The 14,845-nt window shown below is 62.1% G+C and carries 11 protein-coding genes; 10 read left to right on the plus strand and 1 reads right to left on the minus strand.

The window, feature by feature from the left end; all coding sequences use genetic code 11:
- Window positions 1-198: 198 nt before the first annotated feature.
- The 5 genes from QP909_RS04310 (at window position 199) to mobA (ending at window position 5,445) form a co-directional block, all read left to right on the plus strand.
- Window positions 199-1,980 (plus strand): long-chain fatty-acid--CoA ligase, encoded by a 1,782-nt coding sequence (locus QP909_RS04310; RefSeq protein WP_284766279.1) that lies wholly within the window; start codon window positions 199-201, stop codon window positions 1,978-1,980.
- Between the two features lie 66 nt (window positions 1,981-2,046).
- On the plus strand, window positions 2,047-3,159 hold the full coding sequence (gene moaA, locus QP909_RS04315) for a GTP 3',8-cyclase MoaA (protein WP_284766280.1): 1,113 nt from the start codon (window positions 2,047-2,049) through the stop codon (window positions 3,157-3,159).
- A 10-nt stretch (window positions 3,160-3,169) separates the two neighbouring features.
- Window positions 3,170-4,369 carry a molybdopterin molybdotransferase MoeA gene (locus QP909_RS04320; RefSeq protein WP_284766281.1) on the plus strand — a complete coding sequence of 400 codons (1,200 nt, stop codon included), beginning with the start codon at window positions 3,170-3,172 and terminating at the stop codon, window positions 4,367-4,369.
- A gap of 9 nt (window positions 4,370-4,378) precedes the next feature.
- Window positions 4,379-4,858 (plus strand): cyclic pyranopterin monophosphate synthase MoaC, encoded by a 480-nt coding sequence (gene moaC / locus QP909_RS04325; protein WP_284766282.1) that lies wholly within the window; start codon window positions 4,379-4,381, stop codon window positions 4,856-4,858.
- Window positions 4,858-5,445, plus strand: a complete 588-nt coding sequence (gene mobA / locus QP909_RS04330) for a molybdenum cofactor guanylyltransferase (protein WP_284766283.1) — start codon at window positions 4,858-4,860, stop codon at window positions 5,443-5,445. The genes moaC and mobA overlap by 1 nt, the downstream gene beginning before the upstream one ends.
- 218 nt (window positions 5,446-5,663) lie before the next feature.
- Here mobA and QP909_RS04335 read toward each other — a convergent pair whose 3' ends face one another.
- The gene (locus QP909_RS04335; RefSeq protein ID WP_284766284.1) at window positions 5,664-6,140 is read right to left on the minus strand and encodes a molybdopterin-binding protein; all 477 of its coding nucleotides are present in this window, start codon (window positions 6,138-6,140) and stop codon (window positions 5,664-5,666) included.
- 226 nt (window positions 6,141-6,366) lie between these two features.
- Between QP909_RS04335 and QP909_RS04340 the strand changes: the two genes are divergently transcribed.
- The 5 genes from QP909_RS04340 to narI are packed head-to-tail and all read left to right on the plus strand — an operon-like array spanning window position 6,367 to window position 14,654.
- Window positions 6,367-7,692, plus strand: a complete 1,326-nt coding sequence (locus QP909_RS04340) for a nitrate/nitrite transporter (protein ID WP_239277959.1) — start codon at window positions 6,367-6,369, stop codon at window positions 7,690-7,692.
- 13 nt (window positions 7,693-7,705) lie between these two features.
- Window positions 7,706-11,443, plus strand: a complete 3,738-nt coding sequence (locus QP909_RS04345) for a nitrate reductase subunit alpha (RefSeq protein WP_284766285.1) — start codon at window positions 7,706-7,708, stop codon at window positions 11,441-11,443.
- Window positions 11,443-13,035 (plus strand): nitrate reductase subunit beta, encoded by a 1,593-nt coding sequence (gene narH, locus QP909_RS04350; protein ID WP_284766286.1) that lies wholly within the window; start codon window positions 11,443-11,445, stop codon window positions 13,033-13,035. Before QP909_RS04345 ends, narH begins: the two co-directional genes overlap by 1 nt.
- An 8-nt stretch (window positions 13,036-13,043) precedes the next feature.
- Window positions 13,044-13,865 carry a nitrate reductase molybdenum cofactor assembly chaperone gene (narJ, locus tag QP909_RS04355; RefSeq protein ID WP_284766287.1) on the plus strand — a complete coding sequence of 274 codons (822 nt, stop codon included), beginning with the start codon at window positions 13,044-13,046 and terminating at the stop codon, window positions 13,863-13,865.
- Between the two features lie 9 nt (window positions 13,866-13,874).
- The gene (gene narI, locus QP909_RS04360; RefSeq protein WP_284766288.1) at window positions 13,875-14,654 is read left to right on the plus strand and encodes a respiratory nitrate reductase subunit gamma; all 780 of its coding nucleotides are present in this window, start codon (window positions 13,875-13,877) and stop codon (window positions 14,652-14,654) included.
- Window positions 14,655-14,845: the final 191 nt, after the last annotated feature.

Here is a 14,845-nt window from a genome sequence, read left to right on the forward strand (position 1 = left end):
TCTTCCGTGTCCTTGTGGAGACTTCGCACAGCTAGTGCGCGAACCGGAAGAAATCAAGAAACGACTGCGGGCAAAATACTTCTCTGGGCCCGAATGCATAGGAAAGGGGAGCTAAAACTTTCCGGTTTCCTACCAGTCGCGAACAAGTATAACGCATAGGGCGCAACGCCCGCACCATGACACCGCTACAGTAGAGGCATGCTTTCCACGATGATGGATATCCCCCTCTCCCTGACCCGCATTTTGGAATACGGTGCCTCGGTACACGGGGACACCACGGTTACTACTTGGCACGGTGAGGGCACCGGCTCGGAATTCGATCCGGCCGAGGAAGTTACCTTCCGCGATATCGCTGCCCGCGCCGCCGCGTTCGCCCACGCCATTCACGATGAATTGGGTATCACCAGCGATGAGCGCGTGGGCAGCTTTATGTGGAATTGCGCCGAGCACTTGGAGGTAATGTTCGGCACCGCCTGCAAGGGCGCGATTTTTGCCCCGCTGAATAAACAGCTGATGAATGACCAGATTCGCCACATTATTAACCATGCGGAAATCTCCGCCATCGTGTGCGATCCCCGCTTAGCGCAACAGCTAGGCAAGGTGCTCGTGGGCACCGACTCCGTGGGAAGCGTCATCATCACCGGCGCCCAACCAGCGCAGCAGTTTGCCCACCTTTTCCCCCGCGGGGTTGAGGTGTATTCCTACGAGGCTCTTATCGACGGCCGCTCTACCGTCTATGACTGGCCCGAGCTAGATGAGCGCACGGCCGCGGCGCTGTGCTATTCCACGGGCACCACGGGTGCCCCCAAGGGAGTGCTGTATTCGCACCGGTCCCTCTATTTGGAGGCCATGCAGCTGCGTTCCTCGGACTCGCTGTGCATTACCCACGGCGAGACCTTCCTGTGCTGCATTCCCATCTGCCACGTGCTCAGCTGGGGCGTTCCCTTCACCTGTTTCATGACGGGCACCCCGCTGGTGCTTCCCGACGCCGACGTGTCCGCCCCCACCCTTGCCAAGGCCATCGCCGCTACCTCTCCGCGCGTGGCACACGGCGTGCCTACCATCTGGATCCAGCTCTTTGTCCACTACATGCACCATCCACCAGAGCGCATGACGCTCACCGAGATCTACGCCGGCGGCTCCCCCGTCCCGCCGACGCTGATCAAGATGTGGGAGGAGCGCTACGGCGTCGATGTGGTCCACGTGTGGGGCATGGTGGAAACCTCCACCGTGGGCAGCGTTGCCCGCCCGCCCCAGGGCGCCTCCGGCGATACCCGCTGGGCCTACCGCGTATCCCAAGGTCGCATCCCCGCCTCACTGGAATACCGCGTGGTCAACGATGGGCAAGTCGTCGCCCGCACCGACCGCAATGCCGGCGAGCTGCAGGTGCGCGGCAACCTGGTCACCGGTTCCTACTACCACTCGCCCACCGCTGAGCCGGGCGAAATCGCCTCCGAATTCCGCGGCAAGCAAGTCGAGGCCGCGGAGGATAAGTTCACCGCCGATGGCTGGCTGCGCACTGGCGACGTCGGCTCTGTTACCAAGGACGGCTTCCTTACCGTGGAGGACCGCGCCCGCGATGTCATTCGCTCCGGCGGCGAATGGATCTATTCCGTACAGCTAGAAAACCTCATCATGTCTGACGAGCTTGTCGTCGAGGCCGCCGTGATTGGCTACCCCGATAAGCAATGGGTCGAACGCCCACTCGCCGTCACAGTATTGGCCGAGGGCGCCTCGCCCACCATCGAAACCGCAGAGCGCCTGCGCGCCAGCATGCGCAAGGAACTGCCGAGCTGGATGCTGCCGGAGTATTGGACCTTTGTGAAGTCCATCGATAAGACATCCGTGGGCAAGTTCGACAAGAAAGACTTGCGCGCCCACCTGGCAGAAGGCGAGTACAACATCATCCGGCTCAAGGGCCCAGGTGAATCCCAGCGCCTCGATGCCACCAACGCCACCGATTTAAGCCGGGAAAAATAGGAATAAATTCGCATCAGTCGCCGTTGCAGCTTGGTGTACCTCGTCCCCTCTCTTAGACTGGCACCAATGACCTCTTCCTTCCAGCAGCCCGTGGTTCCCCTGCCCCTGCCTACCGTGGGCCGAGCGAAACCGCCGGCGGATCTGCCTGCACCGGCCACTGATGGCACGCGCGCACTGTTGGATCGCTATGGGCGCCAGGCCCGTGACCTGCGCGTCTCGCTGACGGATCGCTGCAACCTGCGCTGCACCTATTGCATGCCGGCCGAAGGCTTGGAGTGGATGCCCACAGAACAAACCTTGAGCGATGAGGAAACCATCCGGCTGATCCGGATAGGCGTCGGCAAGCTAGGCATCCGCCAAGTGCGCTTTACCGGCGGCGAGCCCCTGCTGCGCAAGTCGCTGGAGAAAATTATTGCCGCGACCAAACAGCTGCGCACCGACCAAGGCCGCTCCCCATCCACTGCGCTGACCACCAACGGACTCGGTTTGGAAAAGCGCGCCGGCGCCCTCGCCGCGGCCGGGCTCGACCGCATCAATATCTCGCTCGACACCATCGACCGTGAGCGCTACGCCGCGCTCACCCGCCGCGATCGGCTCGACCACGTGTTGCAGGCCATCGCCGCCGCGGATGCCGCGGGCCTGCATCCCATCAAGATCAACGCCGTAGTCATGCCCGGGGTCAACGAAGAAGACATCGTTCCACTGGCGGACTATGCCGTCCACCACGGCGCCCAGCTCCGCTTCATCGAGCAGATGCCGCTTGGTCCCCGCGAGCAGTGGCGCCGCGAGGACATGGTCACGGCCGAGGATATCCTCGCCCGCCTGCGCACCCACTTTTCTATGGCGCCGGCACGCGAACCACGCGGTTCCGCCCCCGCCGCCCTATGGGAGGTCAGCGCTCCGGACGGCACGCGCGGCACGCTGGGCATCATTGCCTCGGTCACCCACCCCTTCTGCGGCGATTGCGACCGCACCCGCCTTACTACCGACGGCGCCATTCGCAATTGCCTCTTTGGCAATTCCGAAACCCCACTGCGAGCCCTGCTGCGCTCCGGCGCGAGCGATGAGGACATCATGGAGGCTTGGGCCGGGGAAATGTGGAGCAAAAAGCCCGGTCACGGCATCGACGACGAGGGCTTTCTCCAACCAGACCGCCCGATGTCCGCCATCGGCGGCTAACCTGAGTCTTATGTCCACGCCCCGCAGCATCTCCGCGCACCTCGACGCCGTACTCGCGCTGGCTTCCACGCCACCGGCCGAGTCCGCACCAGTCGATGCCTCCCTCATCGGCCGCATCCTCGCCGCCGACGCCACCGCGCGCTTTCCCGTGCCACCCCATGCCAATTCAGCGATGGATGGCTTCCTCGTCCATGCCGCGGATCTTTCTTCCTCCGCACCGTGGACCCTCCCCGTCGCCGGCGATGTACCGGCCGGCGCGGCTCCCATCGATGTGCCCGCCGGCCACGCCGTCCGCATCATGACCGGCGCCCCCGTGGCCGATACCGCAGGGATGCTCGTCGTCCCAGTCGAAAACACCACCACCCCGGCCGGCCCCGTAGCACTTCCGGACGAGGTCACCATCACGGAGGCCCCCGCCAAGTCGCATATCCGCCCCGCCGGCGAGGACATCCAGCCCGGCGCGCCAGTCGCCACCGCCGGCACGCTTATCGATGCCGCCGTCATCGCCGCCCTCAACTCCGCCGGCGTATATTCCGTCGCGGCCTACCGGCGCCCGCGCATCGCGGTGATTTCTTCCGGCGAAGAACTCGTCTCTTCCCCAGCGCAGCTCGCCCCCGGCCAGCTGCCGGATTCCAATGGCCCGATGCTCTCCGCTCTCTCTGGTGCAGACGCACACGTCCACGTGGGTGATGCCCCTGCGGACCTAACCTCTGCGCTGGATGAGCTTGCCACCTCCCACGACCTCATCATCACCTCAGGTGGAGTATCAGCCGGCGCCTTCGACGTCGTCCACACCGTACTCGGGCGCACGGAATCCGCGTGGTTCGGGCACGTCGACCAGCGCCCGGGTGCCCCGCAGGGCTACTCCCTGTGGGATGACGCCCCGGTTCTGTGCTTGCCCGGAAACCCTGTGGCAGCCTTCGTCGATTTTCAGCTCTATGCCCGTCCCCTTATCGCCGCACTTTCCGGACACCCCGCGCCACGCCAGCGAGTCAACCTGCGCGCCCGGGTGGATTCGCCCCTTCCCGCCTCCCGCGGCCGGCCGACCATTGTTCCGGTCACCGTAGACTTTCAGGCAGCGCCCGCCATCACCTCGCACCTGCCCCACGGCAGCCACCGTGTTGTGTCGCTGGCCGGCACCAATGGCTTTTGCCTCATCGACTCCGAGCCGCCGGCCATGGGCGAGGACATCACCGTTTATCTGTATTAAGGAGCAACCATGGAATTTACCCACCTGAACACTGACGGCGCCGCCTACATGGTCGACGTCACCGAGAAGCAGCCCACCGTGCGCACCGCCACCGCTGAGGGCGAGGTCGCCTGCTCCCCGGAGGTCATGACCGCCTTGCGCGATGGCACCGTGCCCAAGGGCGATGTCCTCGCAGTAGCCCGCATTGCTGGAATCTCGGCCGCCAAGAAGGTCCCCGAGCTACTTCCGCTGGCACACACCATCGGCGTGCACGGCTGCGCGGTAGAGCTCACGCTTGCCGACGACCACGTGTCCATCTCCGCCACCGTCCGCACCGCCGACCGCACCGGCGTGGAAATGGAGGCGCTGACGGCCGTGAACGTTTCCGCGCTCGCCATCATCGACATGGTCAAGGGCGTGGACCGCTCCGCGTATATCCGCCGCTGCGGAATCGTGGCGAAATCCGGGGGCCGCTCCGGGGACTGGTCCCGCACCCTCCCGGAGTCCTAATGCTCGGCGCGGTCATCCTCGCCGGCGGCCACGGCAGGCGCATGGGCGGCGCCGATAAGGCCTCCCTTTTTGTCCACGGCACGCGCTTTATCGACCGCCTGCTCGCCCAGCTTCCCTACGGCACCCCGACCGTGGCCGTCTCCCCACATCGCCTCGGCGTGCCCCAGGTATGCGAGTCACCGCTCTACGGTGGTCCCGTCGCCGGCATCGCGGCCGGCGCCCAGGCGTTATCCCATTGCTCCGAGCTCGCCCTCTTCGCCGTGGATGCCCCCGATTCGCCGCTACTGCTTCCCCGCCTGCACTCGGCCCTCGTCTCCTCCTCGGCCGATGCCGTCCTCACCCGTGCCGCCGACGGATCCCTCCAGCCGCTGTGTTCCCTCTGGCGCGCTCGCGCGCTCCACTCTCAGCTCGAATCCCTTCCTACGACTCGGAACGTCTCCGTCCGCCGCCTCATCCGTGGCGCCAACTTCATCGAGATTCCCGGCACCGGCGCCGAACGCGACTACGACACCCGTGCGGAGCTGCGCGAGGTTCCTGCGTTCCCTCCCCACACCGCCCTTCGCGCTCACCGGCAGCCGCTCGGCTAGTCCTCCACTTCCGCCGGTGACCGCCAAGGGAGAAGTCTCCGCCTCCCCTCCCTTCGCGCTCACTGGGAGCCGCAGCAAGCGCGAAATCGCCGCCCCAGTGAGCGCGAGGGGTGGACAATCTCCCGTCGATACACAAACCCGCCCTTTGCGCTCACGGTGGACATGAAATGTGACCACGAACGGTCGCTGGTGAGCGCGAAGGGCGGGATCGAGCGCAACTATCGACAAGACCGGAAGATGTCCGGCAGCAGAGGCAGAACCACCCCGAGAGTGTCCTCAACCGCCCCCACTGAGGATGCGGTATTGACCACAAGGCTGCCTCCACCGTGCTCGGTCATCCCGATAATTCCTCGCGAAAGCCCCGCCTTCGCGGATGACTCTAAGCCGCGCAAAAGCACTTGCGTCTCCAGACCGTGTAACCGGGCCGAGATATACTTCTCGGTCACTTCCGGGGTGAAGTTAGTACGGCCAAGTCCCGTTCCGCCAATGATGACAATGACGTCGCTGCCTGCGCGAAGAGCAGTCTTCAACGCGGATTCCACAGGCCCTGCGCCTTCTGGTACTACCTCAACCGCCCGTACAGAAGCGGAAAATTCTTCACACATCTCCCGCGCGCGTTCCCCCGCCTTGCCCGATTTTTGCCCGGACAATACACGGTCGGAACTAAGAATTATGCTGACGCTTGTCCGTTCCATATTTGTCTACTTCTCTCCCCCATCTCACGGTGACAAAATTCACAAACCCTAGTCATGCACGCAATCCAATACTACGCGGCGGGCTAACCTGCAATGACCATTCGGGGCCAGAATTACGCAACATCAATATGCCGTAATTAAAACGGTGTTTTCCGGTTTATTTTACTCCCCACAGCTTAGCTGCAGGTAGATTACGAGTCACAGACCTACGACTTGTGAGGAACTCATGACTACTCTCGATACCTCAGGCAAAGTCATCCAAGGCTGGGATCCAGAAGATTCCGAGCACTGGGACTCCAAAATTGCCTGGCGGACTCTCTGGATTTCTACCTTCGTTCTCATCATTGGCTTCGCCACGTGGTACCTCGTATCCGCGATTGCACCGCAGCTAAACCAAATCGGCTTCGATATCTCCAAGGGTCAGCTCTACTGGCTGACAGCAATTGCGGGCCTGGCCTGCGGTATCTTCCGCCTCATCTTCATGTTCCTGCCCCCGATGATTGGCACGCGCAAGCTGGTCTTTTTCTCCTCGCTCTTGTTTATCATCCCGATGCTGGGCTGGTTCTTTGCAGTGCAGGATACATCCACCCCGTACTGGTGGCTGCTAGTACTGTCCTTCATTTCCGGCATCGGCGGCGGCGTCTTTTCCGGATTCATGCCCTCGACCGGCTACTTCTTCCCCAAGCGCCTGTCTGGCACCGCGTTGGGCATCCAGGCCGGCATTGGTAACTTCGGTATCTCTTTCATCCAGCTGGTTGCCCCGTGGCTGATGGGCTTTACCCTGCTCGGCGTAGGCATGGTGGCCCCGCAGCGCACCGATAAGGGCGATATTTTCGTCCACAATCCAGCTATCTTCCTCGTGCCGTGGGCTATCGTCGGCGCCATCCTGGCATGGATGCTGCTCAAGGACGTGCCTGTTAAGGCCAACTTCCGCCAGCAGATCGATATCTTTGGCAATAAGAACACCTGGATTCTCACGATTGTCTACTTCATGACCTTCGGTGCATTCTCTGGCTTCGCCGCACAAATGGCGCTGCTTATCAATCAGACCTTTGGCGAGGGATCGTCGTTTGCCGGCAGCTTCGATGACCTGCCGAATGGCGCGGCTTATGCCTTCCTTGGACCACTTATCGGTGCGCTAGTTCGTGCACTCTGGGGACCGCTGTGCGATAAGTACGGTGGCGCTATCTGGACCTTCATCGGCTGCCTTGGCATGACCGTCTTTACCGCCGTATCCGCGCTGTTCTTGAACCCGTCCAGCCCGGATGAGTTCTGGTGGTTCTTGGGTTCCATGCTCATCATGTTCTTCTTTACCGGTCTCGGCAATGCCGGCACTTTCAAGCAGATGCCCATGATTTTGCCGAAGCGCCAAGCTGGTGGCGTCATCGGCTGGACCGGCGCCATCGGCGCATTCGGCCCCTTCGTCGTCGGCGTACTGCTATCCATGATGGCACCAGCCGTGTTCTTCTGGGGCTGCGTTGTCTACTTCGCAATCACCACCGTCCTGGTGTGGATTTACTACGCCCGCCCCAATGCACCGTTCCCAGGCTAATTAGGAGCACCCTTTGACTACTCACGTCTCCCCCGAAAACGGCAAACTGAATCCGTTGTTCAAGCTCGGCGCCTACCTGCGCAAGGGCGAAGCCACTGACTCTGGCCAGCAACTCTTCCTCAAGGGCGGGCGCCAGGCGGATGTCTTTTACCGCAACCGCTGGGCGTTCGACAAGATGGTGCGCTCTACCCACGGCGTGAACTGCACCGGTTCATGTTCGTGGAAGGTCTACGTCAAAGATGGCGTCATCACCTGGGAATCCCAGGCAGTGGACTACCCCACCACTGGCAATGACATGCCAGAGTACGAGCCACGCGGCTGTCCTCGTGGCGCATCCTTTTCGTGGTACACCTACTCGCCCACTCGTGTGCGCTACCCGTATGCCCGCGGCGTACTGGTAGACATGTTCCGCGAGGAAAAGGCCAAGCACGGAGACTCCGTCTTGGCGTGGCGCGCGATCCAGGAGGATCCGGAAAAGCGCCAGGCCTATATCTCCCAGCGCGGCAAGGGCGGGCTCATCCGCATCTCCTATGAAGAGGCCATTGACATTGCCTCGGCCGCGCACGTGTACACCATCCGCAAGTACGGCCCTGACCGCATCAATGGCTTCACCGTGATTCCGGCGATGTCCCAGATTTCTTATGGCGCGGGCATGCGTTTCTTGCAGTCCATCGGTGGCGTCGCCCTGTCCTTCTACGATTGGTATGCCGACCTGCCGCCGGCGTCCCCGCAGACCTTCGGCGACCAGACCGATGTTCCAGAATCCGGTGACTGGTACAACTCGTCCTACCTGATGATGTGGGGCTCCAACATCCCTGTCACCCGTACCCCGGATGCACACTTTATGGTCGAGTCCCGCTATAAGGGCACCAAGGTAGTGGTGGTCTCACCTGACTTCGCGGATAACACCAAGTTCGCCGATGAGTGGGCCCGCATCGAGCCGGGCACTGATGCCGCCCTCGCCTTTGCCATGGGCCACGTCATTCTCAAGACCTTCCATGTGGACCGCCAGGAACCGTACTTCCTGAACTATATGCGCAAGTTCACCGATTCACCGTTCCTCGTCGCCCTCGATGACCACGGCGACGGCACATACACCCCGGGCAAGTTCCTCACCGCTGCCCAGCTTGCCGACGCCTCCCTCAACTCCACTCCCAATTCCACTCACCGTGGCCTCGTGATGGAGGAAGACGGTCGCGTCGTCGACCCAGGCGGCACCGTGGCTGACCGCTGGGATAACGAATCTTCCAAGTGGAACCTCGCGCTCGATAACGCCGATCCGGTAATGTCCATCGCAGAGACCGACCGCTTCGACACCGCCGAGGTGCTCTTCCCGCGTTTCGACTTGGACACGAATCCGGAAGATGTGGGAACCGGCAAGCCGATTGGCGCGGGCGTCGTCCACCGCGGCGTGCCGGTGCGCGAGGTAGATGGCAAACTGGTCACCACCGTCTTCGACATCATGCTTGCCCACTATGGCGTCAACCGCGCCGACCTCAACTTGCCGGGCTCATGGCCGAAGGACTTCCACGACGCCAGCGAGGTCGGCACCCCTGCCTGGCAGGAAGAACTTACCGGCGTTCCGGCGGATGCCGCCATCCGCATTGGCCGCGAGTTTGCACAGAATGCCGCGGATTCCCAGGGCCGCTCCCAAATCATCATGGGCGCTGGCGTCAACCACTACTTCCACGCCGATACCATCTACCGCACCTTCCTGGCACTGACCTCTATGTGCGGCACCCAGGGCGTCAATGGCGGCGGCTGGGCGCACTATGTGGGCCAGGAGAAACTCCGACCCGTCAATGGCTGGACCCAATGGGCGATGGCGACGGACTGGCAGCGTCCGCCGCGCCACATGATCACCACCGGCTTTTACTACTTCGCCACCGAGCAGTATCGCTACGATAATTCGCGCGCCTCGCACTTGGGATCGCCCCTGGCCTCGCGCGATTCCATCGGCGATAAGATGGTCTCGGACACCATGGCCGAGGCCATGCGCCGCGGCTGGATGCCGGCCTACCCGCAGTTCAACCGCAACTCGCTCTTCCTCGCTGACGAGGCCGAGGAAGCCGGCATGGACATCAATGACTACGTCGTCCAAGAGCTAGAAAGCGGCCGCCTCGAATTCTCGTATGACAACCCGTCTGCAGAAGAGAACTGGCCGCGCATCCTGCTTAATTGGCGCACCAACCTGCTGGGTTCCTCGGCGAAGGGCACGGAGTTCTTCCTCCGCCACCTCCTTGGCATCGACTCCGACGCCACCGCAGAAGAGCTCGCCCCAGAGGATCGCCCGCGCACCATCAAGTGGGTCGATGAAGCACCTAAGGGCAAGCTCGACCTCATGATGACCACGGACTTCCGCAATACCTCCACCACGCTGGTATCGGATCTCATCTTCCCGGCCGCTACCTGGTACGAAAAGCACGATATGTCCTCGACGGATATGCACCCGTACCTGCACTCCTTCAATGCGGCCATTAACCCGCCGTGGGAGGCGCGCTCTGACTACGAGGTCTTCCGCGATCTTGCAGCTGCGCTTTCTGATAAAGCCACCAAGTGGCTCGGCGTGCAGCGCGATGTCATCACCCAGCCCAGCCACCATGACACCCCGGATGAGCTAGGAATGCCCAACGGTGTGGTGCCGGACGTCGATAAGCAGGGGCTCATCCCTGGTGTCACCATGCCGAAGCTGCATGTTGTGGAGCGTGACTACACCAAGATTTATGAGAAGTGGGCGCACCTCGGCCCGCTGCCGGCCAAGCTGGGCACCGGAGTCCATGGCACGAAGTTTAACGTGGAAAAGCAGGTCAAGGAGCTGGAGCTCATCTGTGGCACCTCTGAAACTTCCATGGGCGAACTGGTGGACCTGAGCAAGGACACCAAGGTCATCGACGCCATTTTGCACCTTTCGGGTGTATCCAATGGCGAGCTAGCCAAGCAAGGCTTTGAATACCTGTCTTCCCGCACGGGCAAAGACCTCACCCCGCTGGGCACCGCCGATGAGGATGTGCGCATCACCTGGGATGACATCAAGGAGCGGCCGAAGGAAGTCATTACCTCGCCGGAATGGACCGCGGATAAGCGCAATAAGCGCCGCTACACCGCTTTTTCCATCAACGTCGAGTTCGAAAAGCCCTGGCACACGCTCACCGGCCGTATGCAGTACTACATCGACCACGATTGGTACATGGACTACGGCGAATCCCTGCCTATTTTCCGCCCACCGTTGGATCACGTACACATGCACGGCGAGTTTGCCCCAGGCGAGACCCTGCGCAACGACCGCGGCGAAGCCGAAGTCACCCTGCGCTACTTGACCACGCACAATAAATGGTCCATCCACTCGCAGTACTTTGACAACCTGCACGTGCTATCCATCTCCCGCGGTGGCCAGGTGGTCTGGATGTCCAATAAAGATGCCGAGAAGATTGGCGTGACCGATAACGACTGGGTCGAGGTTTATAACCGCAATGGCGTTGTCTCCGCACGTGCCATCGTCTCCCACCGCATTCCGGAGGGCACGATGCTGTGCAACCACGCGCAGGAGCGCACCGTCGGCACCCCGCTCAATGAGCACACCGGCCGCCGCGGCGGCACCCACAACTCGCTGACGCGCATCTCCATCAAACCGGTCCACATTGCTGGCGGCTACGGCCAGCTGACCTACCACTTCAACTACATCGGCCCCACCGGCAATAACCGCGATGAGGTCACCCGCGTTCGCCGCCGTTCCCAGGAGGTTTCCTACTAATGAAGGTCATGGCCCAAATCTCCATGATTATGAATCTGGACAAGTGCATCGGCTGCCACACTTGTTCGGTCACCTGCAAGCAGGCATGGACCAACCGCGAAGGCACCGAATATATCTGGTTCAATAACGTCGAGACCCGCCCCGGCGTTGGCTACCCACGCACCTGGGAAGACCAGGAAAAGTGGAAGGGCGGCTGGGAGCGCACCAAGTCCGGCAAGCTCAAGCCGAAAGCGGGCGGCCGACTGAAGAAGCTAGCCACCCTCTTCCATAACCCGAACCTGCCCACCATCCAGGACTACTACGAGCCGTGGACCTACCAGTACGAAGATCTGATGGGCGCTGAGGCCAGGCAAAAGACCCAGCCCACGGCCAAGCCGGTATCTCAAATCGATGGTCGCGATATCAACAAGATCGAGTGGTCTTCCAACTGGGACGATAACCTGGGCGGCTCCACCGCCACCCTGGATAGTGACCCAGTCCTGCATGAGATGAACCTCGAGGTTAAAAAGGAAATCGAGGATTCGTTCATGTTCTATCTGCCGCGCATTTGCGAGCACTGCATGAACCCCACCTGCGTATCTTCCTGCCCGTCCGGCGCGATGTACAAGCGCACCGAAGACGGCATCGTGCTCGTAGACCAAGATCGCTGCCGCGGCTGGCGCATGTGCGTCTCTGGCTGCCCCTATAAGAAGGTCTACTTCAACCACAAGACCGGCAAGGCCGAAAAGTGCACCCTGTGCTACCCGCGCCTCGAGGTGGGCCAGCCCACCGTATGCTCCGAGACCTGTGTGGGCCGCCTGCGCTATCTCGGCGTCATCCTCTACGACGCAGACCGCGTAGCCGAGGCCGCCGCTACCGAGAACGAGCAGGATCTCTTCGAGGCACAGAAGTCCATCATGCTCGATCCGCATGACCCGGAGGTCGTTCGCGCCGCCGAGGCCGAGGGAATCCCGCACTCCTGGATCGACGCTGCACAGCAGTCCCCCATCTACGACCTCATCTTCAAGTACGGCGTGGCCCTGCCGCTGCACCCGGAGTACCGCACCCTGCCGATGGTCTGGTACATCCCGCCGCTGTCCCCCATCGTGGACAAGGTGACCGCCACCGGCAACGACGGCGAGGACCACAAGATCCTCTTCTCCGCGCTGTCGAATATGCGCATTCCACTGGAATACCTCGCCGGCCTTTTCACCGCCGGCGATACCGTGCCGGTAGAAAAGTCCCTGCGCCGCCTCGTCGCCATGCGCTCCTATATGCGCGATATTAACCTGGGCAATAAGCCGCAGGAGGAGATCGCCCAAGCCGTGGGCATGACCGGCAAGGACATTGAGGCTATGTACCTCCTGCTGGCTATTGCCAAATACGATGACCGCTACGTCATCCCGACTGCCTCTCCGGAAACACCCCGCGGCATCGCGAACCTGGATCCCTTCGGCGACGTCGACCCTGCTCAAGCGTCCGAGGACGTCTTCCACGACCTGGGCATGGGCGCCCCCGAGGCCTGCACCCACAGTTCCGCGCCGCAGGGCAAGGTGTCGCTGCTGTCGTGGACCGGTGACCGCCCCGATGCGATGTTCCCACCCAAGGACTAGGAGCAACCATGAATATTCTGGATAAGCTCCGCAAACGCCAAGCCACGCTCGCGCCCAAGCCCCCGCTTGCCGACGCCCCCGTGGCCGGCTTCGGCACCCCAGCCGGCATTGGCACGATGGGCGGCGCCAAGGACGTCGAAAAGACCCTGCGCACCCATACCGGCAAGGTACCGCACGAGTTCGTCACGCCTGTACACGTCACGGAGGAGCAACGCCGCATTGTTGCCATGTCCGTCTCCGTCCTGCTGGACTACCCCGGCGCGGACATTATGGACCGCTTAGCCATCGTGGAGGAGCAGGTGGATCAGTTGCCACTGGCCATCGCCAGCGATTTCGTGGACTTCGCCGAGTGGGCCCGCAGTGTGGGCCCGCGCGGGCTCGAAGAACACTATGTGGAAACCTTCGATCAGCGCCGCCGCTGCTCGCTGTACCTGTCCTATTTCGCTGTTGGCGATACCCGCCAACGCGGCATGGCCATCTTGTCCTTCCGCGAGCAGCTGCAATCCCTCGGTTTCCATATTTCGGATGACGAACTGCCGGATCACCTCTGCGTAGTCCTTGAGGCGCTGGCCATGACCGAGGGCGCCGAGCATGACCGCGCTGTCGAGCTCGTCGCCAGCTACCGCGAAGGCATCGAGGTGCTGCGCGCTGCGCTGTCACACGTTGGTTCGCCCTATATCAGCCTGGTCGTCGCGCTGTGCAAAGCTTTGCCGGAAATTGACACCGATACCGCCCAAAAGTACGTGGACCTCATCCGCACCGGCCCGCCTGCCGAGATGGTAGGCATCGCCGATCTTCCCTTCCCCACCACCCAACCTGACCTCGTCTAAGGACACACTATGTTTGATAACTTCCTCTGGGGTGCGTTCCCGTGGCTGGCCATCGCCGCATTTATTGTGGGTATTTTCTGGCGGTGGCGCTCCGACCAATTTGGCTGGACCACCCACTCCTCTCAAATCTATGAGTCCAAGCTGCTGCGCTTGTCCTCCCCGCTCTTCCACTGGGGCATGGTCTTTGTCATCATCGGCCACCTCATGGGCTTGGCATTCCCCAAGTCGTGGACTCGCGCCGTTGGAATCAACGATCACGCCTACCACCTGCTCGCGACGATTCCAGGTTCCATCGCCGCTCTGGCCGTCCTCCTCGGCTTCGCCGGCCTGCTCTACCGCCGCCTGAAGAACCGCTCTGTGTTCTTGTCCACCTCCACCTCGGACAAGGTCATGTACGTCTTCCTGGCCTTGGCACTGATTTCTGGTTCCTTTGCCACCTTTACGCTGCAGCTTTTCGACATCGCCGGTACCGGCGGCTACGACTACCGCGAGACCATCTCTCCGTGGCTGCGCCAACTGCTCATCTTCAATATCCAGCCGGAGCTCATGGCCGATGCCCCGTGGCAGTTCAAGGTCCATGTCCTCGCGGGCTTCACCATCATCGCGGTATGGCCTTTTACCCGCCTCGTGCATGCCTTCTCTGCACCGGTTGGTTACGTCACCCGCCCGTACGTGGTCTACCGCTCCCGCGATAATCGCACCACCCCGATGCGTTCTAATACCGCGTGGGAACCCATCCGCTCCAACCGCAAGCAACTCGAGGGCGAAACTCCGGGACACGGAGCCTAACTAAACCCCTCACATTCAGCCGCCGCGCCGTCTCTCGGGACCCGCGGCGGTTTTCTCATACCCTCCCCTCGCGCCCTCGCCCTCCCCATCGCCCTTCGCGGTCACTGGGAACCGCAGCAAACGCGAAACTGCCTCCCCGGTGAGCGCGAGGGGTGGACGAATACGAAAACCCGCCCTTCACGCTCACGGTG

The organism is Corynebacterium sp. MSK195 (genome assembly GCF_030228885.1).
Classification (GTDB): Bacteria; Actinomycetota; Actinomycetes; order Mycobacteriales; family Mycobacteriaceae; genus Corynebacterium.

Bases quoted from the DNA above. Each gene is read 5' to 3' on its own strand.
- QP909_RS04310 (WP_284766279.1), top strand. From the start codon at position 199: ATGCTTTCCACGATGATGGATATCCCCCTCTCCCTGACCCGCATTTTG.
- moaA (WP_284766280.1), top strand. From the start codon at position 2,047: ATGACCTCTTCCTTCCAGCAGCCCGTGGTTCCCCTGCCCCTGCCTACC.
- QP909_RS04320 (WP_284766281.1), top strand. From the start codon at position 3,170: ATGTCCACGCCCCGCAGCATCTCCGCGCACCTCGACGCCGTACTCGCG.
- moaC (WP_284766282.1), top strand. From the start codon at position 4,379: ATGGAATTTACCCACCTGAACACTGACGGCGCCGCCTACATGGTCGAC.
- mobA (WP_284766283.1), top strand. From the start codon at position 4,858: ATGCTCGGCGCGGTCATCCTCGCCGGCGGCCACGGCAGGCGCATGGGC.
- QP909_RS04335 (WP_284766284.1), bottom strand. From the start codon at position 6,140: ATGGAACGGACAAGCGTCAGCATAATTCTTAGTTCCGACCGTGTATTG.
- QP909_RS04340 (WP_239277959.1), top strand. From the start codon at position 6,367: ATGACTACTCTCGATACCTCAGGCAAAGTCATCCAAGGCTGGGATCCA.
- narH (WP_284766286.1), top strand. From the start codon at position 11,443: ATGAAGGTCATGGCCCAAATCTCCATGATTATGAATCTGGACAAGTGC.
- narJ (WP_284766287.1), top strand. From the start codon at position 13,044: ATGAATATTCTGGATAAGCTCCGCAAACGCCAAGCCACGCTCGCGCCC.
- narI (WP_284766288.1), top strand. From the start codon at position 13,875: ATGTTTGATAACTTCCTCTGGGGTGCGTTCCCGTGGCTGGCCATCGCC.